17 protein-coding genes are annotated in these 25,335 nt (G+C 39.7%); 3 read left to right on the top strand and 14 right to left on the bottom strand.

Translation table 11 applies throughout. The features are described from left to right. Positions 1–3: 3 nt before the first annotated feature. Together ATS76_RS11385 and yegD are read left to right on the top strand one after the other, a co-directional pair. Positions 4–846 carry a DNA ligase gene (locus tag ATS76_RS11385; protein ID WP_058552240.1) on the top strand — a complete coding sequence of 281 codons (843 nt, stop codon included), beginning with the start codon at positions 4–6 and terminating at the stop codon, positions 844–846. A gap of 63 nt (positions 847–909) precedes the next feature. Beyond that, the gene (gene yegD, locus ATS76_RS11390) at positions 910–2,274 is read left to right on the top strand and encodes a molecular chaperone (protein WP_058552390.1); all 1,365 of its coding nucleotides are present in this window, start codon (positions 910–912) and stop codon (positions 2,272–2,274) included. 11 nt (positions 2,275–2,285) lie between these two features. Here yegD and ATS76_RS11395 read toward each other — a convergent pair whose 3' ends face one another. The 3 genes from ATS76_RS11395 to ATS76_RS11405 form a co-directional block, all read right to left on the bottom strand. Beyond that, positions 2,286–2,750 (bottom strand): methylglyoxal synthase, encoded by a 465-nt coding sequence (locus ATS76_RS11395; RefSeq protein ID WP_058552241.1) that lies wholly within the window; start codon positions 2,748–2,750, stop codon positions 2,286–2,288. Between the two features lie 65 nt (positions 2,751–2,815). Next, positions 2,816–3,460, bottom strand: coding sequence for a LysE family translocator (locus tag ATS76_RS11400; RefSeq protein WP_058552391.1), 645 nt, complete (start codon positions 3,458–3,460; stop codon positions 2,816–2,818). Between the two features lie 209 nt (positions 3,461–3,669). Beyond that, complete coding sequence (locus ATS76_RS11405) at positions 3,670–4,845, bottom strand: multidrug effflux MFS transporter (RefSeq protein WP_058552242.1); 1,176 nt, start codon at positions 4,843–4,845, stop codon at positions 3,670–3,672. Positions 4,846–5,027: 182 nt separating this feature from the next. Between ATS76_RS11405 and ATS76_RS11410 the strand changes: the two genes are divergently transcribed. After that, positions 5,028–5,501, top strand: a complete 474-nt coding sequence (locus ATS76_RS11410; RefSeq protein ID WP_058552243.1) for a hotdog fold domain-containing protein — start codon at positions 5,028–5,030, stop codon at positions 5,499–5,501. A gap of 18 nt (positions 5,502–5,519) precedes the next feature. Here ATS76_RS11410 and ATS76_RS11415 read toward each other — a convergent pair whose 3' ends face one another. From ATS76_RS11415 to bcsQ, 11 genes are all read right to left on the bottom strand, one after another. After that, positions 5,520–5,990: a bactofilin family protein gene (locus tag ATS76_RS11415; protein ID WP_058552244.1), complete on the bottom strand. Its 471-nt coding sequence runs from the start codon at positions 5,988–5,990 to the stop codon at positions 5,520–5,522. Then, positions 5,980–7,140, bottom strand: a complete 1,161-nt coding sequence (locus ATS76_RS11420) for a peptidoglycan DD-metalloendopeptidase family protein (RefSeq protein ID WP_058552245.1) — start codon at positions 7,138–7,140, stop codon at positions 5,980–5,982. The genes ATS76_RS11415 and ATS76_RS11420 overlap by 11 nt, the downstream gene beginning before the upstream one ends. 143 nt (positions 7,141–7,283) lie before the next feature. Then, positions 7,284–8,597, bottom strand: a complete 1,314-nt coding sequence (gene fahA, locus ATS76_RS11425; protein ID WP_058552246.1) for a fumarylacetoacetase — start codon at positions 8,595–8,597, stop codon at positions 7,284–7,286. A gap of 135 nt (positions 8,598–8,732) precedes the next feature. After that, positions 8,733–9,779, bottom strand: coding sequence for a 4-hydroxyphenylpyruvate dioxygenase (hppD, locus tag ATS76_RS11430; protein ID WP_006791414.1), 1,047 nt, complete (start codon positions 9,777–9,779; stop codon positions 8,733–8,735). A 305-nt stretch (positions 9,780–10,084) separates the two neighbouring features. Continuing rightward, entirely contained in the window at positions 10,085–12,838 is a 2,754-nt protein-coding gene (locus tag ATS76_RS11435; RefSeq protein WP_058552247.1) for a metallophosphoesterase, read from the bottom strand. A 176-nt stretch (positions 12,839–13,014) separates the two neighbouring features. Further along, positions 13,015–14,499, bottom strand: a complete 1,485-nt coding sequence (locus tag ATS76_RS11440) for a peptide MFS transporter (protein WP_058405063.1) — start codon at positions 14,497–14,499, stop codon at positions 13,015–13,017. 248 nt (positions 14,500–14,747) lie between these two features. Beyond that, entirely contained in the window at positions 14,748–18,566 is a 3,819-nt protein-coding gene (locus tag ATS76_RS11445; RefSeq protein WP_058552248.1) for a cellulose synthase subunit BcsC-related outer membrane protein, read from the bottom strand. Then, on the bottom strand, positions 18,557–19,687 hold the full coding sequence (gene bcsZ / locus ATS76_RS11450; RefSeq protein ID WP_058552249.1) for a cellulose synthase complex periplasmic endoglucanase BcsZ: 1,131 nt from the start codon (positions 19,685–19,687) through the stop codon (positions 18,557–18,559). Before bcsZ ends, ATS76_RS11445 begins: the two co-directional genes overlap by 10 nt. Beyond that, complete coding sequence (bcsB, locus tag ATS76_RS11455; RefSeq protein WP_058552250.1) at positions 19,687–21,933, bottom strand: cellulose biosynthesis cyclic di-GMP-binding regulatory protein BcsB; 2,247 nt, start codon at positions 21,931–21,933, stop codon at positions 19,687–19,689. The genes bcsZ and bcsB overlap by 1 nt, the downstream gene beginning before the upstream one ends. Further along, positions 21,926–24,601, bottom strand: a complete 2,676-nt coding sequence (gene bcsA, locus ATS76_RS11460; RefSeq protein ID WP_058552251.1) for a UDP-forming cellulose synthase catalytic subunit — start codon at positions 24,599–24,601, stop codon at positions 21,926–21,928. The genes bcsB and bcsA overlap by 8 nt, the downstream gene beginning before the upstream one ends. Positions 24,602–24,603: 2 nt before the next feature. Continuing rightward, positions 24,604–25,317 (bottom strand): cellulose biosynthesis protein BcsQ, encoded by a 714-nt coding sequence (bcsQ, locus tag ATS76_RS11465; protein ID WP_058552252.1) that lies wholly within the window; start codon positions 25,315–25,317, stop codon positions 24,604–24,606. Between the last annotated feature and the right edge of the window lie 18 nt (positions 25,318–25,335).

Raw genomic sequence — 25,335 nt, forward strand, 5'->3', positions numbered from 1 at the left:
CTAATGATTGCTATAAAATGGATGTTATTAATTACGGTTATTTTGTTTAGCTGCTCGGCTTATACTGCACAGCCTTCTGTATTATTAGCCAAAGTGTATGATGAAGAAAAGCACGACGATATTAGCGCCTACTTAGTCAGCGAGAAATTTGACGGTGTAAGAGCCATATGGACCGGCACACAGTTTGTTACTCGCAAAGGTAATGTGATTAATGCACCGCCTTGGTTTACTTCATCACTGCCTAGTATATGGTTAGACGGCGAGCTTTGGACTAAACGGGCACACTTTGCTGCATTAAGCGGTATAGTAAGAACTAAAATACCAAATAACCAAGACTGGCAAACTGTCACTTACAAAATATTTGATATGCCAGATAAAACCCTACCTTTCAGTGAGCGTTATAAAAATTACGCTCAACTTGTTACACATATTAATCAGCCCCACATTCAAGCAGTTAAGCAGGTTCAATTTAAAAATAACAAACAACTTTCTGATTACTTCAATAGCATAACGGCACAGGGTGCAGAAGGCGTTATGCTGCACCTAGCTGATGCAAAACATAAAAGTGGGCGAAGTGGTGCTTTGTTAAAGCTAAAGCCTTACCTTGATGCTGAGGCGGTTGTTATTGCTCATTTGCCGGGTAAAGGTAAATACACGGGGATGCTTGGTGCGCTGCGCGTTAAGTCAGTCTCTGGGCAGTTGTTTTCAATTGGTACAGGGTTTAGTGATGCCCAACGGCAAAACCCACCGGCCATTGGTAGCACAGTAACCTATCGTTTTCACGGGTTAACTAAGAATGGTCTTCCACGCTTTGCTAGTTTTTTGAGAGTAAGAGAAAGCATATAGCAATTTAAAAGTAATCTTAAGTATGCTAAATTGCGCGGCCTTTTTGGTAATGTGTGGTGGCATATGTTTGTAGGTTTTGATTACGGTAGTTCTAATTGTGCTATGGGTGTAATGAACGATAATAATGTTCAGTTAGTGCCTTTAGAGCAAGGCAAACATTACTTACCTTCTACACTTTATACGCATCATAGTGCTTTGGTAGTTGATTTTGTGGCTAAGCATTTAAAAGCCACCGCACACGAGCAAGATTTTAATTCTCAGCGCCAAGCACTCTTAAATTCATTGCCTCGAATTAAATCAGACCTTGATTTACAACCTTCAGATGAAACCTTATTTATTGGCCGAGAAGCAATTAGTGAATACGTTCAATTCCCTGAAGAAGGGTACTTTGTTAAGTCACCCAAATCGTTTTTTGGCGCAACCGGTTTAAAGCAAGGGCAGATCAACTTTTTTGAAGACATTGCAACGGCAATGATTTTAAAAATAAAACAACGTGCAGAGCAATCTTTAGAAAAAGAGCTTACTCAAACTGTTATTGGCCGCCCTGTAAATTTTCAGGCGGTGGGTGGTGAGCAATCGAACCAGCAAGCGGTTGGTATTTTAGAGCGAGCAGCAAAACGAGCTGGTTTTAAAGACGTTGATTTTTTATATGAGCCGCTTGCAGCCGGTATCGACTACGAAAGTGATTTAACACACGATCAGAAAGTGTTGGTTATAGACATTGGTGGAGGCACCAGTGACTGTTCATTTGTGCAAATGGGCCCCAGTTTTAGAGGAAATAGTCAGCGTGATAACGACTTTTTAGCTCACAGTGGTAAGCGTGTTGGTGGAAACGATTTAGATATTGCATTGAGCTTTCATGGTTTAATGCCTTTATTGGGGCTGGGTAGTACATTTAAATCAGGATTGCCCTTGCCAAATCAGCCGTTTTGGCAAGCCTGTAAAATTAACGATGTTAATTTACAAAGCCAATTTTACAGTGAAAGTCAGGCGCGTGAGCTTAATGCACAATTACGCGATGTAAGTGCACCAGCGCTTTATAAGCGCTTAATTCATTTACAGAAAAATAAGCAAGGACATCAACTTGTTCAACAAGGTGAAGCCGCAAAAATAGCACTATCGTCAACAAATGATTTTAACTGTGACTTGCGCTTTTTAGATACCGAACTTAATAAAAATTTATCAGTTCATGATTTGTCGTTAGCTGTAGAAAGTAGTATTAGCCAAATAGTCACGTTGGCAAAACAAGCAATAAGTGACGCGCAAACAACTCCAGACGTTATTTATTTAACGGGGGGCAGCGCGCAGTCTCCACTAATTAAAGCAGCACTTAGCGAGCACTTAGGTAATATTAATATGGTTAATGGTGATCACTTTGGTAGCGTAACTGCTGGCCTGACTAAATGGGCCAGCATGCTGTATAAGTAGTTTAAAAAGCTTTATAGACTTATTTGTCGGGTTGCGAGGTATTTTTCGTAATCTGGCAAAGTGCGCTCAAGCTCGGTGTCCATTAAAGGAGAGCTTAGTAACATATCAGCACTTACCTCATTACACGCCACGGGAATATTCCAAACAGCAGCTAAACGCAGTAATGCTTTTACATCAGGATCATGAGGCTGTGAGGCTAAAGGGTCCCAAAAAAATATTAAAACATGAATTTCATGTTCTGCTATTTTTGCGCCTAATTGCTGGTCGCCACCCATTGGGCCACTTAAAAGCTGAACAACATCAAGCCCTGTACTTTTTTGAATTAAATGCCCCGTTGTACCTGTGCCATATAAGGTGTGTTTACTCAGTGTGCTTTTATGTTTGTCACACCACAGCTTTAGCGCGGCTTTTTTGCCATCGTGAGCAACAAGGGCAATATTTTTTTTTGCAGGAAGCGATTGTGTTTTTTGTTCCATATTAATTCTTTTTATTTGTGCCTAAATGCTCATAGTTACACCAACTGTTAGCAAAATTAGGAAAGTTATAATAGTAGATTAATAGCTAGGGCAATAAATATTATTCCCGTTACTCTATCAATCCAAAGTTGACTATTTGGATGCTGCCTAAAAAACTGTGCGATTTTGTCGCCAAAATAAATATACGTGCAGTCTATTGGAAAAGCAAAAATAGGGTATAGCAGGCCAAAAAATGCGAGTTGAAAAGTGGCTGATGATAAGTTGGGGTCTACAAACTGTGGAATAAAAGCAATAAAAAATAAAGCGACTTTGGGGTTAAGCACTTCGGTCATCATGGCTTGAAACATCACATTAGACTTTTTAACTGTGCTTATGTGTGGCTTATCTTCACTTTGGGGTTGTGTGGCAGCTGTCGTGTTTTTTAACGTGCTTTTTATCATCATAAAGCCCAAATAACACAAATAAGCGGCGCCGGCATATTGAACAGCACTATAGGCCGTAGGGGATGCTTTTAAAATTGCACTTAAGCCTATTACGGCAAAAAAGGTATGCACAACACCGCCTAATGCAAAACCAAATGCACTTTGCATACCTGCGGCGCGGCCATTGGCAAATGTTTGTGCCATTAAAAATGCATTCGAAGGGCCCGGAGCAACCGCCATTAAAAAACTAGCAATTAAAAATGAGAAAAGAAAATCGGGGTTAATCATCATATACATGAATTAATCAAAGGTAGTGGATGATACCAATCGTAATGATAAATAAAAAGCAGTCAATGGCTTACTGTATCAATGTTGTAGCGCTTGATTAACCTCTCATTACGCCAGTTTCACCTGCCGCTTTTTAAGCATTGTTATTAAAGTAAGCGTGGGAAAATAAGCAACATTTTCCCACTAATAATTCGTGTTAATAAGGTGAGTTATGAAAACTGTGCTTTGCGAAACAACAAATAGCTAAAAGGCACCAATAATAAAAAGTGGACGCCAATTAATATCGGGGTCGATAATTGTAAAAATTGGGTAATGAACACCAGCAAACTTGCTCCACTCATTTGCATTGCACCAAGCAGCGCTGAAGCTGTTCCTGCTTGTTTAGGAAAGAGGCTTAATGCTCTTCCTGCTGCAGAGCCAAGGGTAAGTGCAAAGCCAAATGCAGCAACAAACATGGGGATCATTAACGCGAGTGCCGATTTATATTGGCTAAACACGAGCATCAATAAACCAGAGCTAACCAATAGGAGTAACCCTATTTTCAAAGCACGTTTGGGGTGGCGCTTTATGTATAGCGGCATAACAAAGCTGGCAATAATGCTTAAAACGGCATTAAGTGAAAACCAAAATGTAAAGTTAGCTACGCTGCCGCCAAGTTCAGTAATGATCCATCCTGGCGCTAAAGTGACAAATACTAAAATGACCGACATTGTGACCATACAAAGTAAGCTATTAAATAAAAATAGTGGCGTAGAAATAATGGGTATAAAGCGTCTTAAGTCGAGAATATGCCCCTGATACACGCTATCGGCTGGTCGTGTTTCTTTAAAAAAGAATAGCGTTACAATAAAGCCTACTAATGCAAACCCAGTTAAAAATAAGAAGTTCATTTCCCAGCCAAACTTAACCGTTAACCAAGCACCTAAAATGGGCGCCAACGCAGGAATAAAGCACACAATGCCATTTAAGTAGGTAATAATTTGGCCGCTACGCTCACTACCAAATTTATCTCTTACAATAGCAAAAGCAACAACAAATGTGGCGCATGCGCCTAACCCTTGTAATGCACGCGCAGAAAGTAATACTTCAAATGAAGGGGCATAGTAAGCAAGTAGCGCAGAGCCTGCATATAAGCTAATACCCACTAATGCGACAGGCTTTCGGCCAAATCTATCAGCTAAAGGCCCTGCTATTAATTGACCTAATCCAACAGTTAACATAAAAATGGCAACAGTTTGCTGCACTTGTTGCTCAGTTACCAAAAATTGCTCTGCTATGGTAGGGAAGGCGGGCAGATAAATATCAATAGCCATAGGGCAAAAAATAACAAGCAACGCTAAGATAAGTAATAAAGTTAGATTAGGTTTTGCGGGCTGTGTATGCATTGAGTCTCCTTTTTCGCGTATTTTAGGGGGGCACTCATAAAAAAGAAAGGGCTTTTGGCCTATGCATACGTCGTCATTCGTATTTTTTATTAAACACCTGATAAAAGCAGCGATTAAAACGGCTTTTTTAAACTGGTCTGATGTGTTAGCGTTAATAAAGTAACTGTAACTGGAAAACTATAATGGCAAATCAATCACCACTTGTAAAAACGTGGCATAAATTTAAAAACTTACCCTTTGGTAATTGGCTTTTTACTAAGGCGGTTTGTTTTAAAGCCCCTTACTTTGGCTCTATGAAACCTTACGTATTAGACCTTCGAGAAGGCCACTGTAGCGCTGTTGTTAAAAACCGCCGAAGTGTTCATAACCACATTGGAACTATTCATGCAATTGCACAGTGTAACCTAGCTGAGTTGTGTGCAGGTGTGATGGTTGATGCGACTGTACCGGTAAAAACCCACCGTTGGATCCCAAAGGGGATGACCGTACAATATTTGGCAAAGGTTGATACAGACGTTAAAGCTATTGCTGAGATTGATTTACCACGCCAGTGGATAGATAAAGAAGACTTGGTTGTACCCGTGAAGCTTTATAATACCCGCAACGAACTCGTGTTCACTGCAGATATTACAATGTATATTACTGAGAAAAAATAGTCTACCGCTAGTGTAGCGCTAGCTTTTATCGGTGGCTTGTTTATTTACAAACGACAAGCCGCTGTCATCTTCTTCAATCAGTGTTTTTACTTCTGTTTCAATTGGTTCAGCAGTTAATTCTACTGTTTCTTTTTCAGTGCGTTGCTTTAAGTTACCTTCTATTACAGCGCCAGCATCAATACTCAATGAGTCATGAAACACATCGCCATGAACATGGGCACCACTTTGTATTTTTACTTCACTTGCATTGATAGAGCCAATAACGGTGCCTTTAACAACAATACCTACGGCCTCAACAATTCCCTCAACAACACCGGAGGAGCCAATGACTAATTGTTCGGCTTTTATGTCACCATCTATTCGGCCATCAAGTTGAACTTCGCCTTGGCTTATTAAAGTGCCAGTAAGGCGCACATCTTCAGAAATTATAGAGGGGGTATGATTAACCTTTCTTAGGTTAGTACTTGCTGATTTTTTTTTACCGAACACGAGAGAGCGCCTTTGTTATTTTTAGAGGATTGACTTGTTCGCCATTAACCAATACTTCGTAGTGTAAATGAGTGCTGGTACTTCTTCCAGTGCTCCCCATTAAACCAATCACATCGTGCTTAGCAATATGCTGGCCTTTTTTTACTTTTATTTTATTTAAGTGGCCAAAGCGAGTAACTAAGCCATTTTTGTGTTCAAGTTCAATAAAGTTACCGTATCCGCCATTACGCCCTGCACGAAGAACCACAGCGTCTGCAGGAGCAAAAATTTCGGTTTTGTGCCAACCAGCTAAGTCTACGCCTTTGTGAAATGCACGACGATTATTCATTGGGTCTTTACGTAAACCAAAGCTACTTGAAATGTAATATTTAGCGGCGGGTAAAGGCAGGGTGTTAGGTAATTCAGTTAATAAATTTTCTAGGTTGTTTAACGCAACTAATTTGTCGACTATTGCCAAAAAATGACTGGGTATATTTGTTTCGTCAAACACATCAAATGGCCCACCTTGAGCAATGTGCAAAGCGTTAATTGCTAAGTGGCTTTCTAAAGCGGTATCAAGCCCTGCGCCTTTAAGCATGGCTAAAATGGCGTTGTGTCGCTCGTTTATTTTTTTGTCTAGGTAGTTAAAGCTTTGTTCGTATTGGTCATTTAAACGCGCCAAACGCGCTTCAAAACTATTAGGTTGACCTAAATTAACTTGCTTAGCATTTGGATCTTCATCAACTAAAGGTTCATGGAATTCGTTTTTATTTTCATTAATAGGGGACTCAAGCTCTTCACCTAACTGAATAACGTCATGGCTAATTGAAGCAGGTAAAGATTCGATCATGCTTTGAAGTAGCGCTTGTTTTTGCTCAAGCGTTACAAGCTGCTTAAGTTGCTGTTCGTGAAGACGTTGCTGCTCGGTAACTTTTTGTTCCCAAAGTGCTTGTTTGTTTAGCTGGTTTTTTTCTATGTCAGAGATGTGATTAGTTTGCGTATAAACACGAAAGCTCGAAATGCTCACCCACGCAATTGTTGCTAAAATAAGCATTATTGCGAAAAGTTGTAACCAAGACGCTAAAACAACATGCTTAACCTCGCCATTTTGACGAATAAGAAGTTGGCGAGCTGGAAAAAGTTTTTTGTAAGACTTTATAAATACTGACATGGCATATAAACACTGGCTACTAACCGGAATAATGTATCAATCTGAGCTTAAAAAGCCAGAAAAAAATTGTAACTGTTCAAAAATTAATAAAAAAGGGCTGCTTTTAAAAGCAACCCTCTTCATTTGGTTATGCTTGATTGGGATTATTTTGCGGCCAAAACCGTACTCTCAACTGAGCCAAAACCAATACGTGCGAAGCCTTCTTTTTCGCACCAGCCACGCATAATAACGTTATCGCCATCTTCTAAAAAGCTGCGTTGCTCGCCATTGCTTAGCGTTATTTTTTCTTTACCGCCACGAGATAGCTCCAGTAAAGAGCCCGCTTCTTCATGTGTAGGCCCCGATTGCGTACCCGAACCCAACATGTCACCCGGCATAAAGTTACACCCGTTAACCGTATGGTGAGTGACCATTTGAGCTACAGTCCAGTACGAATGCTTAAAGCTAGAGGTAGATACGCGGGTAGGAGAGTGCCCTTCGCTACGCATTTTTTCGGTTTGAATTTTTACATCCATTTGAATATCAAATGCACCTTGCTCGCGATTAGCTGCAGACTCTAGGTATTCCATTGGTTGTGGGTCATTTTCATCACGCGTCCAACTTGTTCTGTACGGTGCGAGTGCTTCTGTTGTAACAATCCAAGGAGACACTGTTGATGCAAAGTTTTTCGCTAAAAACGGACCTAATGGTTGATATTCCCAAGCTTGTAAGTCACGGGCTGACCAGTCGTTAAACACACAAAAACCAAATACATGATTTTCTGCATTTTCGATTGCAATTGCATCGCCAAGCGCATTTCCTTTACCTAAGTAAATGCCAAGCTCTAGCTCGTAATCAAGGCGTTTACATGGCCCGAATGATGGTACTTCAGCATCAGGTGCTTTAGTTTGTCCTTTAGGGCGGTGAAATGTTTGCCCAGACACATCAATAGATGAAGAACGGCCGTGGTAACCAATTGGTACCCATTTATAGTTTGGTAATAGTGGGTTATCAGGGCGAAATAAACTACCGACTGCTGTTGCATGATAAATAGAAGTGTAAAAGTCGGTGTAGTCACCAATACGACATGGCAATGCAAATTCAATATCAGCTTGTGCTATTAATGTATTTGCAATGTCTTTTTGACAATCAGCGCCTTCTCGTAATGCTTTTGAAAGTGCCATACGAAGTGCTGACCAAAATTGCTGACCCAAACCCATAAATGCATTTAGTGTTGATTCGCTAGCTGCATCGAGAGCTGTTTTAGCATCGCCTGTAAATACATTAAGCTCACTTAGTTTTGCAAGATCGATAACCTGATCACCTATCGCTACACCGCCACGAAATTCTTCGTTAGTACCTTTGCGACGAAACTCGGCAAATGGCAAGTTTTGAATAGGAAAGTCGCAATTGGCAACATTCGCTGACTCTACCCAGCTTGTTAAATTGATATCATGGGTTTCGTTAATTAGGCTCATTACATTTCCTTTGGTTTAACTGTATGGCAACAATGGAGTATTTATTTAAGCATACTTGCACTTTAAGCCATAATTTTAAATATTAAAACGACAAAAAGCAGCGAAGGTCGCTGCTTTTAATTTACTCAAAAAAGGTTATAAAACGCCGCGGCGCTCTTGATCGCGTTCAATTGATTCAAATAACGCTTGGAAATTACCTTCACCAAAACCGCCATCATCAACACGTTGAATCATTTCAATAAAAATTGGGCCAAATAAGTTTTTAGAGAAAATTTGTAGTAGGTAACAATTTTCGCTTTGGCTATCTACCAGTATTTGGTGTTCGCGAATTTTGTCTTTGTCTTCTTTAACCCACGGTACACGGTCAAAAATGGTGTCGTAGTACTCAGGAATAATATCAAGCGTTGCAATAGTTGATTTATCTAGTTTGTCTAGCGAGCTAACTAAATCGTCAGTTAAAAATGCTAAATGCTGTACGCCTGGGCCATTGTACTCACCTAAGTATTCGTCAATTTGGTTGTTGTCGTTGCCTTTACCTTCATTGATTGGAATTGAGAAGGTGCCACATGGAGATTTAAGCGCATATGAAATTAGCGCCGTTTTTTGACCTTTAATGTCAAAGTAACGTACTTCTGTAAAACCAAACACATCTTTATAAAAGTTTGCCCATGTTTCCATTGTGCCTTTATAAACATTATTAGTTAGGTGGTCGATGCGCTTAAAGCCTTTGTCTTCAACAACCGTTTGCGTTGCTAAATCTTCAAAGTCACTTTCATAAATGGTGCCTTTATCGCCAAATTGGTCAATAAAGTAAATTAGGCTATCGCCAATACCGTAAATTGCAGGGTAAGGAAGGTTTTTGTGTGTAGAATCGGTTGCAGGTTTTGCACCGCGCTCTACTGCAGTTTCAAATGCTTTTTGAGCATCTTCAACACGCCAACCCATTGAACAAATTGCAGGGCCATGGCTTTTAGCAAATTCGGCTGAAAAACCTTCACGCTCGTTGTTCAGTAAAAAGTGAATGTCGTTTTGATTGTAATAAACAATGTCTTTGCCTTTAAACTTTTTAAGCTTTGAAAAGCCAAAGTCAGTAAATACTTTGTCCATGTAATCTGCATCAGGCGTGGCGTATTCAGTAAATTCAATACCGACTAAACCTAAATAGTTAGTTACTTCACTCATTTTAATTACTCCCACAATGTAAGCACTGTGATTATTTGTTGTTGTGTTAATGGCAAGATAATTAACCAGAATTAGATTTAGGGGAAGCGTTGCGCTGTATTTAGTATTTAGGCTGTGTGTAAATTTTATAGGACGTTTAAGGTGAACTTGCTTTTAGTGCATACAGAGGAGAATATTTACGCTGTAAAAATAAGCGGTTAACGTTACTGGTTTTTAGTTAAGTTAATGATTTAAATTAATAAAAAAGAGAGTTTAAGTGGTTAAACTCTCTTTTTTGAAGTGGTATAAAATAGCGGTAAGTGTAATTAATTGTTTACGTTTTTGGTGTGTTCACCAAAAAACTTGCTACGCTGTTGTAACCATAAATTAGGCTTTATTGCAGGGGCAGCTTGGTAATGGCGTTCAATAGTTTGATTAAGTACGCGTGTTGCTTGCTCGTAAGTCAGTTTTTGCTGCGCATTACCTAAGCTTTTTATTTCGTCGCGGCTCATCGCACGTCCGGCATAAAGCATGGCATTTAAGTAGCCTGGTTCTGTTTCGAAATTGTCATCGTTAAATAGCAGTACGGCGTCTTTGAGTGCCCAGCGGTTGTTTATTTCTCCATCTTCCTTTACACCTACAAGTTCGCCATCTATGTATACTTCAAATACGCCATTGGTAGGTGCCGTATAAAATACTAAAGCGACACGGTGCCAAGAATCTGGTTGTGTATTACCAAAATAGCCACTGTCGCTGGTTGATTTACCATAACCACCACTTGGGTCTATAAATATGTCGGCGTCGTCGGTTAAGTAGTTAACGGTATCCGCTTGAATAACCGCACGGTAAATATCTTGGCCTTCTGCGGGCCAGTATAAATCCATTACAAGTGTGTAGTCTGAAACCATGCCATCAGCAGCATAATCGCCGTTAGCGGGGGTGTTTAAGTTAATATGTAGGCCTTCGGTTGGTGCATGCCTTGAAAATGCCATTACACCTGACGGCCCGTCACTCAAATCGCTAATGCCGAGTTCGGTAGTGGTTTTATATTGAGTTTCTTCTGGGCCCCAGTCTTTTTCTTCAGGATCGAAGTAGCTGAGCACTGAAGGTCCAAAGTCTGCTGTGAGTGGGCTTGCTGTATTATCAAAATTCCATACCGTTATGTTTTCTTTGTTTGTACATGAAAACAGTTGATTGTTGGTATCAAGGTATAAGCACTGGCTTGTTCTAAATCGGGCGTACTGATCTAGTAACCACCATGCCTCAGCAATGGGTTCTACGTTTGAAAATGTTACACCATTAAAAAATAACTCAGGATTAAGCGCTGCACCTTTAAATAAGGCAACATCATAACTGCTGGTGGCTTGAATGTTATCGGGTGTGAGTGAAAACCAGTCTGGTTGGCTTGCATACATAGATGTTAAATCTGTGCCTGTAACTGTCACTTTATATATGGCGTTAAAACCAGGTGTATTCGAAGGTTGCCTTTCTACATAAAATGCTTCGTGGAAATCTTCTTGTGTAAGCGTGCCGGGTGTCCACCGTTTTTGAACCAGTTCAGGGGTTAACAGTGCAGCAGTAATTGAGCTTGCGTGCTGCGCGGCTAATGCTGTTATTTCAGCTAACTCAATTGCACTTGGGTAGTTTTCTGAAATAGCTATTTCGGTTTGCGCATCGGGTGCGTAACGCCCCATAATTTCGTCAATGGCTTGCTTTGTTGGGTCATCACGTTCTGTAATTGTTTCGGTCGCAATTGTCTGATAGTTCACAACAGGGGATGTTTTATCAGCTAAATTAAACTCCAGCGTTAAATCGGTTATCCCTTTTGCATAAAAGTCAGGTTGAATAACAATGGCGCCATTTTCTAGTGTATCAAAGCTTTCGCCGCCATGAGTATGGCCTCCCAATACTAAATCAATGCCTTCAACGTCAGTTGCCATATCGGTATCTAGGCCTACGCCTAAATGGCTTAGCATTACCATGTAATCAACATCATCACGGTATTGGCTTACAATGCTTTGTGCGACTTGTTGCCATTCCCAGCTCATTTTAAATTGTTTGATAAAATCAGGAATTGGATCGTCTTGAAGTGGCTCATCTAATTCATTCCATGGCACCGACGTCATGCCAAATACACCTAGAGTAATACAGCCAACTTGCACTTTTGCAAAGCTTACAGCGGCAAAGTCTTGAAGTTGCTCCCCTTCATAGCGAGTGTTACTTGCAAGCACAATCGCTTTATCATCTTGCGAATAACTCAGCAGTTTTTCAGGGCCCCATGCATAGTCGTGGTTTCCCACAACGCGGATATCAAACTGCATCGCTTTAATGGCTTCTTCGGTTGCTGTCCCTTGTGAAAGTTGCTCTGCTACCGTGCCTTTTTCATAATCGTCACCACCGTTGGTAAATAGGGTATGTGGTGTTTGGTTGGCAACTTGGTTGTAATAGGCTTTAATACGGCTAAAGTATTGTTCCTCATACCCAAAACGGGCATGTAAGTCTGCTACATGAACAAAGCGTACCGATTGTGTTGTTGCGTTCGCCTCACATGTTGGGCCAATATCGGCGAATGCTTCTTTACGCTTCATTTGAATTGCATAAGTGCCTACTTGATTCACTTGTGCACTGACATAATCATCGCTTACGGTTGAGTTAGGTAGTGTTTCCCAACTATTTAGGCCCAACTGCCTGGCTATAAATAATTGCCCACCTAGTACGTAGTCTTCAGGTATTTTTATTCTAATAGTAATAGAATCTGAAAATGTAATGTCAGGAACGGGTATAAGAGTATGTAAATCAGAGATAATGTTTAGCTGTGCATTAGCGTCATCCAACGTCGTTTTTTCGTAAGTGATTTCGCTATTCGATGAGGCTGTATTAGCAGGGATAATTAATTCAAAACCCCCGTTATCTAGCGTTGAGTTTAAGCCGTTAGCAGCAGTTAAAGAAAGTAGGGTAGGCTCGGGCTCAACAGGATCATTTGGATTAACTGTTACTGCATCACTCGCACCTCCACACGCACTTAATACAAAGAGCAAAAATGGTATTGCAGCTATTTTTAATAACTTATCCAATAACATATACAGCATTCCTCGGGTATCTAATTTAACAATTTATTAATGCATAATATCAGTTAAAAGTATGGGAGCATAGCTGTATAAAAATGCCCCCATAAACAATTATGGGGGCATTTTTTATTTGTTACTACATTTAGAATATGCAGTAAATAATTATTGGTACAAAAGGATTAACCGAATTAGGTTTCTAATCCTTGTTTTTCCCATATTTTCGCTTTAAAGCTCATAAGCACTAAAACAATACCTACACCAATGCTGAATAATGCAATTTGTAAGTATAGGGTAGGAATTTCTTGAACGTTATTTGGATCAAAGTTACCCGCAAGTATACCCGAGATAACATTACCAATAGAGTAAGTTAAAACAAACACACCCATTAACTGGCCCGTATAGCGACGTGGCGACAGTTTGCTCACTGCACTTAATGCAACAGGGCTTAAACAAAGCTCACCCACTGTGTGTAAAAAGTACGTAGTTACCAACCAGTAAGGCGCTACTTTTAAGCCTTCAGCTGCATAATGTGCTGCCATAAACATGACTAAAAAGCCTGAGGCCATGATGATCAAGCCAAATGCACATTTTACGCTGTAAGTAGGCGATATCATTTTTTTAGATAGGTTTATCCAAAGCGCAGCAAAAAACGGTGATAAAACAATAATGAATATTGAGTTTAAAGATTGAAACCACGTAGTTGGAATTTCAAAAGTACCAATAAGTCGGTCTGTGTAATCACGGGCAAATAGATTTAAAGAAGAACCGGCTTGTTCAAAACCAGACCAAAAACACGCAGAGGCAACACACACTAAAAATAGCGCCCACATTCTTTGTTTTTCTTCGCCAGTTAATTTACCTTTAAAGTAAATGAGGCCAAAATACACAAAGAATATAGCAGTGAATATAACCGCTGTATAACCGGCTACAATCGAAGGGTTTATAGTAATGGCACCCGTCATAGCGGCTATGGTAACGCCCGCAACAACAGCAACAAACAACGCGATAGCGCCCCATGTACGTGAAGTGCCTTTAGCGCTTAATGGGTTAGCAGGTAAAGCGCTGTGCTCTGGTAAGTTATTAAGTGTAAGTTTGTATTGCACTAAACCAATGGCCATACCAACAGCTGCTGCACCAAATGCCCAGTGCCAACCTACGTTTTCCATAAAGTAACCACATACGTAGTAACCTATTAAAGAACCTAAGTTGATGCCCATGTAATAAATAGCGTAACCGCCATCACGACGCTCATCAGCATCGCTGTATAACTGGCCTACCATTGCACTTATATTTGGCTTGAGTAAGCCCGTACCTGTAGCAACAAAAATTAAACCAATAAAAAACGAATATTCATGCGGGACGGCCAAAATAATGTGGCCACACATAATAATAATACCGCCGTACCAAACCGCTTTTTGACCACCGAATAATCTATCGGCAAGCCAACCGCCAGGTAAGCCTAAAAAGTATACTGCACCTGTGTATAAACCATAAATTGCAGCCGCTGATGCAACAGTAAAGCCAAGGCCTTCTTGTTGTAAGCTTGCTGTCATGAATAATACGAGCATAGCTCGCATACCGTAATAACTCATTCGTTCCCACATTTCAGTGAAGAACAATGTCGAAAGTCCTTTAGGGTGGCCAAACCAGCCACTATCTGGAGCTGAACTCATATTTACTTCCTAACTTAAAGAATTGTTGTGATGGCCTTATAGTTTTTTGCTTTAGCTAAGTTAGCCTGTTTATAAGGTTAAAGTGCTCGACCATCAGTATATTATTTGTATCTAAGATAATGATTTGCTGTATGGCTGTAACACCATAAGGTAAGAGACACACCCTTATCCTAGCTACAATTGCGCTCAAGTATACATATACCTCAAGGCGAGGGGAAGTACTGAGCGGTGTATCACCTTATGCCAAGTTAGAACTCAGCATAAGGGATAATAGGTGTACCCGGAAATTCGAGTGTCCCGTAAACGGGATTGAAGTAATAGCGGATATAAAGCTGGCCAAAATTAGGTTCGTAAAAATCCGAGCGATCAATAGCTAAATAACCGCCAAAGAACCAATGTGGCGTTATTCTGTATTCAAAACTGCCTTCTAAATTGTACGATACGCCTGCACTGGTATCTGATTCAAAGGCAGGGTCTACACCGGTTTCAAGTTGGCGCGCAAAGGCTTCTGCTTGAAGGTCAGGATCATTAGGGAAAAAGTCGATGGCTTGCGTTTTAGTTTGCGAATACGACACGCCCGTTTTTACGCGGTACACAAAGTCATCACCCCAACGTGCATCGTAAGTTAAGGGAACCGATAACCCAATATAGTTTTGTGGGCTATAGTAGCCGCCATGCCCCCACGTTTCCTCACTTAAATTAAACTTATACGCCCAATGCAATAAACTTGCACCCACTGTAAATTCGCGTTCTTGATTGCTTATTACACGATAATAGGTGCCGCCCATCAAGCGGTAGCGTTGGTTATCTTTTACGTTTTGACCTTTATATAATGTAAAGTCAGCACTAGACCAAAACCCCCAATCGCCGCCTAAATCGTGGGAAACATTAGCGGTTAAACCTGTTGAACGAACACCACCCCAAATTTTACCGGTATTAACGTCTTCAAGACCTGCATAGGCGAGCACTGAGCTAGTTACTGGTCGTTTTTCTAACTCAAGGCTATAACCAAAGTCACCAAAATCGTCCGAGTAATTAACACCCCATACAATGTCTTCGATTAAAAAGCCCAGTGGTGTTGTACCAATATCTACGCGCCAGTTTTCGTTTTGCCAACCAATGCCAATATCAACGCCATCTTGCTCAGGACTTACTTCGTCAATACCACAGGTAAATATACACAAAGCGCCTTGTCCGTATCGGCTGCCAGCAAATTGTTCGTCAAATCGTGTTGTTTGAGCGCTAATGCTTGTTGGGTCTATTTTTACAAAACCTTGCCCTTGCCAAAGCGGAAAGTACGCTTCAATAGGGACTAAACCAGCGCCCAATGTGGCTTCACTTTCAGTGCTTACTTGTCCACTAAAATTAACACCAACAGCAATGTAGGCTTGGTTTTTGTTTTGCTGATTAAGTAGTTCTCGTTTAGCACCGTTTATATACCACTGGTCGTTTTCATTAATGCGCGAAAGTGATGCGTAGAGCTCTTTTTCATTTAGTTGGCGATTAGGTGAAAGCGTTTGTGCGTACCACGTTTGTGCTTGCTCTGTTTCATTAAAATTAGCAGCAACTTGCGCGCCTAAATAACGAAGCTCTAAATCATTAGGTGCTTTTTGAATAAGTTGTTCAGCTAAATAAAGGGCATCACCTGCGTAGTTAAAATCGTTTAACGATTCCATTATTTGACGCTGAAAATAACTTTCTTGCGTTGTGCTTTGTTCAATGGCGAGTTGTGTGACTTCTTTCGCTTGGAAATCATCCCCAAGTGCTCTGTAGGCTTTAGATATTGCCATTAAAGCTTGGGGTTCAATTAGCTGATTATTTTTTACTTTTTGTTCATACAAAATAATGGCTGATTGGTTTTGATCAAGTGCTAAGTTTGCATTTATTAGCGCAGTCGTTGTAGCCGGTGAGCTGGGGTATTTTTGATCAAGCTGATTTAACTTGGCAATAAGGTCACTGCCATTAAAATACTCAGAATAATAAGCATTTTGTAATTGCACGAACTGATTTATTTCACTCTCAGAGGCATTTTCAGGAAGCCTATAACGATTAAACCAATCAACAGTCTGTGCTTTATTGTCTTGTGCTAAAAGCCATTCGCCGTACAACATATGCCAATAGGCGGATAATGAGGGGTCTTCAACTAACGCGTTGCGCATTAGTTTTAAGGCATGATTTTGTTCATCTATGCTAAACCAGCTTCGGGCTAATTCAGCTTTCATTACTGGCGTTAAATTTTGCGCCTCTAACGCACTTAAGTGATAAATAGCTGCCGCTTTATTTTGAGAATTAATAAAACGTTCGCTTTGTGCTAAAGACTCATTAAGTTGCAACTGTTGTTCAAGAGATACAATATCAGCGTCGCGAGATTTAAAAGGAATATACTTAAGTGTAGCAAGAGCGCCTTGATAATCGTCTAACGCGCGCAAAAATAGTGCATGACTATACCTAAGCTGTGAATTTAGCGGAAATTGCCACAATACATTATTAAATAATGAGCGAGCTTTGTCGGTGAGCCCTTTTTGTTGGTATATAAATGCTAAGTCGTAATATAACCAAGGCTCTTCAGGTGTTGCTTGAATAGCCTCTTTTAATATTTTTTCAGCCTCTTCTAATTCACCTGCTTCAATAAGCTTTGTTGCCTTAGCTCTATACACGCTACTTATTGAACTTAAATATGACGCTCTTAAAATTTCTTTTTGTGAAAAAGAAAGTCGATTAAAAAAAGATGTCAGGGTTTTTTCACTTTGCTCAAGTTCTGCAATCTCAAATAAGCCAAATAGGGCGCCTTCGTTTAAAGGTTCGCTTTTGAGCACAACTTGATAGGTAAGTGCTGCCTGTGAATATAACCCTTGGGCAAATTGTAAGGTGCCACGAATTGCTAACACAGTGTTCGGTTCTTCTTCTAATGCGGCGGCTAAATCGAGTTTTAATTTGGCAACTCTAAATTCACTGCTGTCTATAGCGTCTCTTGCTTGGCGAATATAAAACCAAAACTTAGCCGTTTTGGCCATGCTTTTGAGGGTATTTCGCTCTGCAAAGTCGGCAGTGTATTTTTGTGCACGTGTAAAGTAATTGTAGGCTTTACCATTTTCACCTAGTTGAAGATAAAGTATGCCTAAGCTATTCATAATAGCACCGTCAGTAGGGCGGCCTTTTAATGCGTTTAAAAGGTGTGGCTCTGCTGATTTTAGTTTTCCTTGTTCAAGGAACTTTTCACCTTTTAACCAAAGCTGATAAGCAGGATCGGCTAACAACTTTCGTCGTGCTTTTAATTGCTTTTTAAAATCTTGGTACTGTAATTCACCCTTGTTACTGAAAGGGTAGAGCGTAAAATACTGCTGAAACTGTTTATCTGTATTACTGTTTATCGGCATGTTTCTTAATGCAGATAGCCAAATACCTTCTACTTCATCACTAAAACCAGATGTTGAGCCATACTTACCCAAAATACGCATAGCTGTTTTATCACGTGGGTTACGTCTTAGTAAGTGCCTGGCATAAGCAACTTCTACTTGGCCAATATTGTCATAGCGCTTTAGTAGTTGCTTATATCTATTTTTAACGCCTTGCCATTGGCCGGTGTCTTGGGCATACCAGCTTAAATGCTCAAGTTCAAAATTTAAGGTCGGATAAATATTATTAAAAATTTTATTATAAATCTGACGTGCTTGTTCATACCTGCCAGCACGAGCAAGTAGCTTAGCCTCTTGAACGTTAGCCTTATCTTGCCCTTGTATACGAGACATCACCTTGAGTTTTTTTACGCAAGGTGTTTGTTGCATTAGTTGGTTATCAAGCTTGCTCAATAGTAAGTTTGCTTGATTTACATTGCCATTTGTAAAGTCATAATGGGCCAAAGCACATTGTGTTTCTATTCGAGAAGGGGCAATAGCAACCAACTTTTGTAGGCTGTCTTCAACTAGCTTTTTGTTTTGTTGTGCTTCGCCAATACTAATTTGACTTAATAACCAATCAACAGATTGTGTATCAATATCATTTATGGTTTTGGCGTTTAAACTAGCGCTTAGTGCTAATGTACAAGCTAAGGCTAACCTTAACGACATTCAGTGCTCCAAGTAGGTTGTAGCGTTCCATCAGCCGTTATTTTAAAGCGCTTATTTACAGCACTTTCACCAAATAAATTTAATACACTGTCGTAATAACGTGTTTGTGTAAAAGATTTATCAATCATTAATTTTTGTTGAATAGCCATTACTAACTCATCGTTACCTTGCTCAGCTAATAAAGGGAGTAATGCAGCGTTAAATCCTAATGGGCCTCGTTTATCAGATTTACCTGATTGAGAATATGTATTTAAAGGAACATAGCCACGTTCTTTAATCGACTCCATAAATGGTGCAAATTGAGTAAGCAGCTCTTGTTTATAAGGTGCGTCGTTTGCCATCATACTGGCCCAAAGGTAAACCCGAATAGCGTTATAGTTGCCTATGTCAGTGGTTTTTTTGTCAAAGTAAAATCCACGGTTTGAATCAAACATAACCCAATCAGGGCTTACGCCTTGCTTAGCAGTATCTAAAATAAGCTTTGCTGAGCCTTCATGAAGTTGATGCCATGGTGAATGCGGGTAAAGCTTTTTAAATTGTTGATAAATAAATAGCGGCGAGTAGCTAGGGTTTAGCTTATAACGCTCATTATCAAACTCAAAGCCTGCAGGTGCCGGCAATAAAGATAAACCAAGGCCTGTTATATAAGCTGTTTCTTCTCTGATTATACGCTGAGCAAGCACAGCGGCTAAAATACTATAGCGACGCTCGTCCCATAAAATAGCGGCTTGCGATAAGCTGTATGCAATCCATAAATCAGAATCAGACGCAGGGTTTGAGTCTAAAATACCCCCTACACGGTTTTTATTTAGGCCCCATTTCCATGCAGGTAAACGAGTACTTAAATCGCCTTCTGATAAGTGCTCTTGAGTCCAATTTAAAACAGAGTCAAACGCGGCTTTATCGTTGGCGATAAGTGCAAAAAATAGTGCATATGATTGGCCTTCAGAGGTTGTGATACTTCCCTCACTGCCTAGGTCAATAACACGTCCGTCTTGGCTTACAAAGTGATTTTTAAATACCTGCCACGACTGCCATGGTGCACATTGTTCAGCTTGTGCGTTTGCATTAAAAGCAAATAGTGCAATCACAGTAAAAAATACATTAACGAGTGATTTCATTATTTATCTCCTTCAGCTAAACGCTTGTAAGTTAGTGCTTGTAATAATCGCCATAAAATAAATGAGATCAGTAACAGCGTTAATATAGACAGTAACGCCAATATAAATGGATGATCAGATAAGTGGAACCATACTAAAGTATGGACCGGAATATGCCCCACATAATATTGTTCGTCTACTTGTATTGTTTTAATACCTTGTGAATTAATAACGGCTGCACTGCCATTAATTAGGGCACGTTTTTCTGAGTTCATCAATGCGTCATCAAGCAGAGTAAATGCATTATTAGTTGTCGCACTTAACGATACAATTGAACGGTTTGAATCAAATGGTGATTGAAACCCCGTGATTACAGCCATGTCACCACTACTTTTAATGCTCACTTCTACTTTTTCGGTAGTTTGCTCATCATAAGCGCCATTATAAATAGCTTGTTTTATTGCTCGTTGATTATTATTAAGCAAAATGTTTGTTTGTGCATCTTCGTCTAAGTCGTTAGCAATACTGTTTGGTTTTGCGATTACAAGTATGTCTTTATCATCTAAATCAGCGTCCTCATTTAAATGAGCCACACTCATTCTATGAGCCGGGTAACCAGTAATTGCACCAAATTCGCCAGTTAAATTAAACAAAACGGTAAGTGCACTAGGTGTTGGGTTGTTATCAATTAATACAAGAGTTTGCTGTAAATCAGCGTATTTGGTGAATGGGAATCCACTATTAGCAAATACATTTAAGTCTGGCAGAGCAATGTAATGGTCAAAACCGCTTACATCAATACTTGAGTCGCCATCAATAACACCAAATTCACCGCCAGGAGGCGCAACAGCACATTCCCCTTTTTTGAGGACCCCAAATCTAAAATCAAAGTTAAGTTCATTTCTGTTCGCTAAATTAATCCCGTTCACAGAAAACCCTTCAGTGCTTTGGGTTGTATCGGTATTGGCTACTAGCGGCAGTAATGCTTGTGTTGTTTGTAATAAATCGTTGTTTTCGTCTAACAAGAAGCCGCTTATGAATTCTTGGTTTATTAACATATTTAAACGAGAGTCGATAGCTTCCGATTCTGGAGTGCTACGATATTGAAGGGTAATAGGTATCCCTCTTTCACGCCATGTAAACAAATCAGGTGCAAAACGAATATTTAGTTTTACAGGGCCATTATTAAGGCCTTGCGCCTGTAATTGTGTAGGGTAGTCAATAAGTTCGTCAAAATGCACAGGGCGATCGCTTCTAAGCCAGCGCGGTGCATCATATGCTTTACGCAGCGGTAATTGATCAATGGCTTCAATGCTTGCACTTCTGCCTGTCATTACTTTGTGGCCAAATGCAAGACCCGTCACCGCAGTTTTTAAATCAGCCTCATCACGGCCCAATATTAGCAGCAGCTTGTAATAACGATTAAATGGATTTGAAATGATTTCAATCGTTGGTTTTTCAACATCAGGGTAATCTTTTAAAAAATCAGGTTTCGAATCATTAGTAATAAACACCACGCTATGTTTGTTTGGCGCTTTATTTAGCGTTACTGGAAAATTAAAGCCGCGCCAGTCTGCTTGTGCGCCAAACCAGCTTGATAGCGTTGCTGCTGCTTCAATTGCTTCGGTATTGGGTGTTTTAGCAAATACAAAGGGTAGGTTAAGTTTATTGTAATCTTTTTCATCAAAAAACGGTTCAGGGAGGTATTCTAAACGACTATCAATAGCAAGCTGCTTTTGGTCGAGCATAATGTTGCTTGATCTATTAATTTCAGTCCAAATGGTGCGGCTGAAATAATCTTGACAACGAAGGTCATAATAACCAACTAACTCAAAGCGTACTTGGTTGTAATCTTGGATATATTTAGCGTTTAGGTCGAGGCTATGTTGCACTGTGTTTTTCACAATACTTAGTTGCTCATTAATGGGCAAAACAGTCACTAAATTATCATTAAAGTAAACTTTTAAATGCGATACATTTGCGATTAACGAAGGCGAGTTTGTATACGAAAAATTCAGCTTTAAATTAGTGCTTAATTTATCAATTCGGTTTGTGAAGTCGACGCGGGAATTGTTATTTACCCCGTCGAGCTTAAAGCCAGTAAAACCTAAAGCTTCAAACTCTAAACGTAAACTCGATACCTGAGCACTTTCAGGATAGCCATTAATAAACATTGATTTATTTTGTAATGGCTCAACCGCGTGTGCAATATGCACACTACAAATAAGTGACAATGTTAGGAGTGTATTTAGCAACTTTTTAATCATAATTATTATGCACTATTGGTCTTTTTGGGGTAAATGAGTTTACGTACACAACTATATTAGTTATGAACTGAATAGTAGGTTGAAGCGCTCTTGGCGCGTGGAAGAGCAGGTTACTAAAGCCTCTAAGGCTCGTTTTTTGCACTTCTTTAAAACTGTAAGATGGGCGATCATGTCTAAAGTTATTTTGCCAGTCAAGCCACGCATCTGCGCGTGAAAATGTACATTGTATAAACGCGCGCTGTTTTTCAAGAGACAAATCTTTAATGGTTAAGCCAATTTGGTTACCCCGAGTGTTACAAACATGGGTAGTGAAGGAAAACTGCTTATTACCACGGCTCATTAATAATTCTATTTTATCGTTAACGCGACAAGAATGCGCATGGTCGGTTTCTATACCCACGCCGTTGTCTGAGTAATCTGTAATTTTTACTTTTAGCGTATGTCCATTTGCTAAACGAACACCCGCTGGAAAATTTGCTTTAATACGGTGAGAGTGCCTAACTTGGCGTGCTTCTGCAGCTACCGCAACGGCAGCCCCTAAAATAATAATATTATAAAGCGCCCACCCCATACTAATTAGTAACACACCAACCTGTGTAGGGTCGCCAAAAAACAGGCGTAAAATACCGACCAACATGCCTAATAAATTAATGGCGAGCAAAACAAGATAGGGCTTAGAGATTCCCCAGTCATAATGCTCTTTGTCATTTAAGCCGCCTTTTTCGGTAACGTTAAATTTACCCTTGTTTGGGTTAAATAAAGCAACCGTTGTTGGCTTTAATATGTACCAAGCAAGCACAGATTCGTAAACTTCGCCCCAAAACGAATAGCGATACTTACCTTGTATTCGCGAATTGGTTGCTTTTATTTGAATCAGTGTCGGTACAACATAGATAAAAATAGCTAAAAATGGCGCATAAATAATGTACGCATTAAAGTAGATGAGTGCCAGAGGTGCGGTTAAAAACACAATGCGTGGAATGCCGGATAAAAAATGCAGCATAGCGTTTAAGTAACAAAGTCGCTGAGGTATGTTTAAGCCTTTACCTAAAAGCGGGTTATCGAGCCTAAATATTTGCGCCATGCCACGGGCCCAACGAATCCGCTGGCCAATATGAGCCGATAAACTATCAGTGGCAAGTCCTGCCGCTTGTGGAATATTTATGTAAGCCGTTTTGTAACCTGCGCGTTGCATTCTCAGCGCAGTGTGTGCATCCTCGGTTACGGTTTCAAAAGCAAACCCACCAATTTCGTCAAGCGCTTCTCTTTTTAGTACCGCACACGAACCACAAAAGAACGTGGCATCCCACATATCGTTACCGTCTTGAATAAGCCCGTAAAATAGCATGTTTTCGTTTGGAATTTGACTGTGGTTATTTAAGTTTCTTTCAAATGGATCTGCTGAGAAAAAGTGATGAGGTGTTTGCACCAAACATACTTTACTGTCTTTTAAAAATTGCCCCATGGTCATTTGCAAAAATGATCGAGCAGGTACGTGATCACAGTCAAAAATAGCGATGTAATCACCGTTGGTATAGCGCATAGCACTATTCATGTTACCCGCTTTTGCATGGTTATTATCTGGCCTTGTTAAATAACCTGCACCCACTTGTTTGGCAAATTCACCAAATTCAGGGCGTTTACCATCATCTAAAATATATACGTTTAATTTATCTGCCGGCCAATCAATACTTAACGCAGCAAGAGTAGTGGGCCTTACAACACTTAATGGTTCATTGTAAGTAGGAATGTAAATATCTACCGTAGGCCATAAGTCAGTATTTTTTGGCAGCATTACGGGTTTTCTTTCAAGTGGATTAATTGTTTGAAAGAAACCTAAAATAAGCACCATCCATGCATATGTTTCTGCAAGTAATAAACCTGCACCCAATGTTAATGCGAGTGGATCATCCCAGTTAAGTGTTTCGGTATAGCGCCACCATAAGTAACGAGATGATGTAGTGACAGAAAGCGTGACCATTACAATGGTGGCCATATGACCTTTTACGCGTTTTAGCGCGTAAGCAACAAGTAATATAAAGCTAATAAAAACGGCTTGCGCTTCAAGGCTAAATGGAATGGTTACAAAGATTGCGAGCAAAAATAATATAAGCGCAACTACAATGTACTTAATTAACTTATTTTGCCAAATTCGAGCGTCAGCCATTGTTTTAAAAGCACTTTTTTTAGGCCTGCTGCTGTTTTTAGAAAAAAGGCGCCTTATTAACCGACCTAATTTAAGATCGTACCAGCGAAGTTGTCTTAGGCTGTAGCTCACCGAATCATAAAAATAATTTGTTGCATGCTTTTTGATAGATACAGATTTATTTTTAGGTTTGTTGACGGTAAACAATAAAAAAATAGTCTGAATTATAAAGCGCACAATATTAGAGTATATGTAGGTCCTGTAAGGAAGCCTTAAGTGCGGATAATAATTATATAAGGTTAATTCAAAGCGCTCTCTGTTTTTGCTTATATTTATAAATAAAGAGCTAAACAAAGTAATAAAAGGCATAAAAAAAGCTTCAATTACATTAACTTTGTGTTGATTAAAATAACTATGAAATTTAAATAAAATATAGCGAACAAGCTTATCAGTAAACAATATGCTCAGTAGTAAATACAGAGTACTGTGTATGGGTCTTTTGTAAAAAAGAGAAAAGCTCATTGTTACAACGCCGCTCTACTTACAAGCCACCCGGCAAGTGTTTCAAAGTCATCATTAGCAACACTGTATGGTGCACAATTAAGTGCAACATTTCGGTTTGCTGTGGCTTCTTTAATAACTTCATCGCTGTTGATAAAAAACGGTGCCATAAATGGCAATGTAGATTGCCAAAGAGAAAATAGATCAAATTCTAATACAGAGGCTGAGTTGTAGCGGTTTACTACAAAAAAATGTTTCCAAGTTGATTCGGCTGTTTTTAACGTTTGTAGGCGTTTATATATAAGGCTATGGCAAATAGCATCGCAGGTAACAAGCTCAATCACAATGTCTTTTTCTTCTAACGGGTAGTGAGAAATATTAATATGATCAGGGCAGTCAAATAGTAACCAGCTTGATGCTTTATAATCCAGTTTTTTACAATTATTAACGGTTGAAACTATGTCTTCTAGCGTTACCTCATTATCACCAAAGGGTAAAAAAAGTACGCCGTCGCTGTCTTTACGAAAGTGAAGTAGTGCATCTTCGAAATTACTTTCGTTACTCCAGCCTTTAGTGCTCGTCCACTTTAAACCAAAATGCAACCCAAGGTCGCTTTTAGCATCTAAGTCTATGGCAATAACATCTACATCCGATTTTTTTAAGACGCACGCAAGATTGGCAACGACCGATGTGCTGCCAATTCCTCCTTTAATACCTTTTACAAAAATCCGTTGCAATGGAACGCTACCTTTATA

Source organism: Pseudoalteromonas sp. 10-33, from assembly GCF_001469195.1.
In the GTDB taxonomy this organism is placed as follows: domain Bacteria; phylum Pseudomonadota; class Gammaproteobacteria; order Enterobacterales; family Alteromonadaceae; genus Pseudoalteromonas.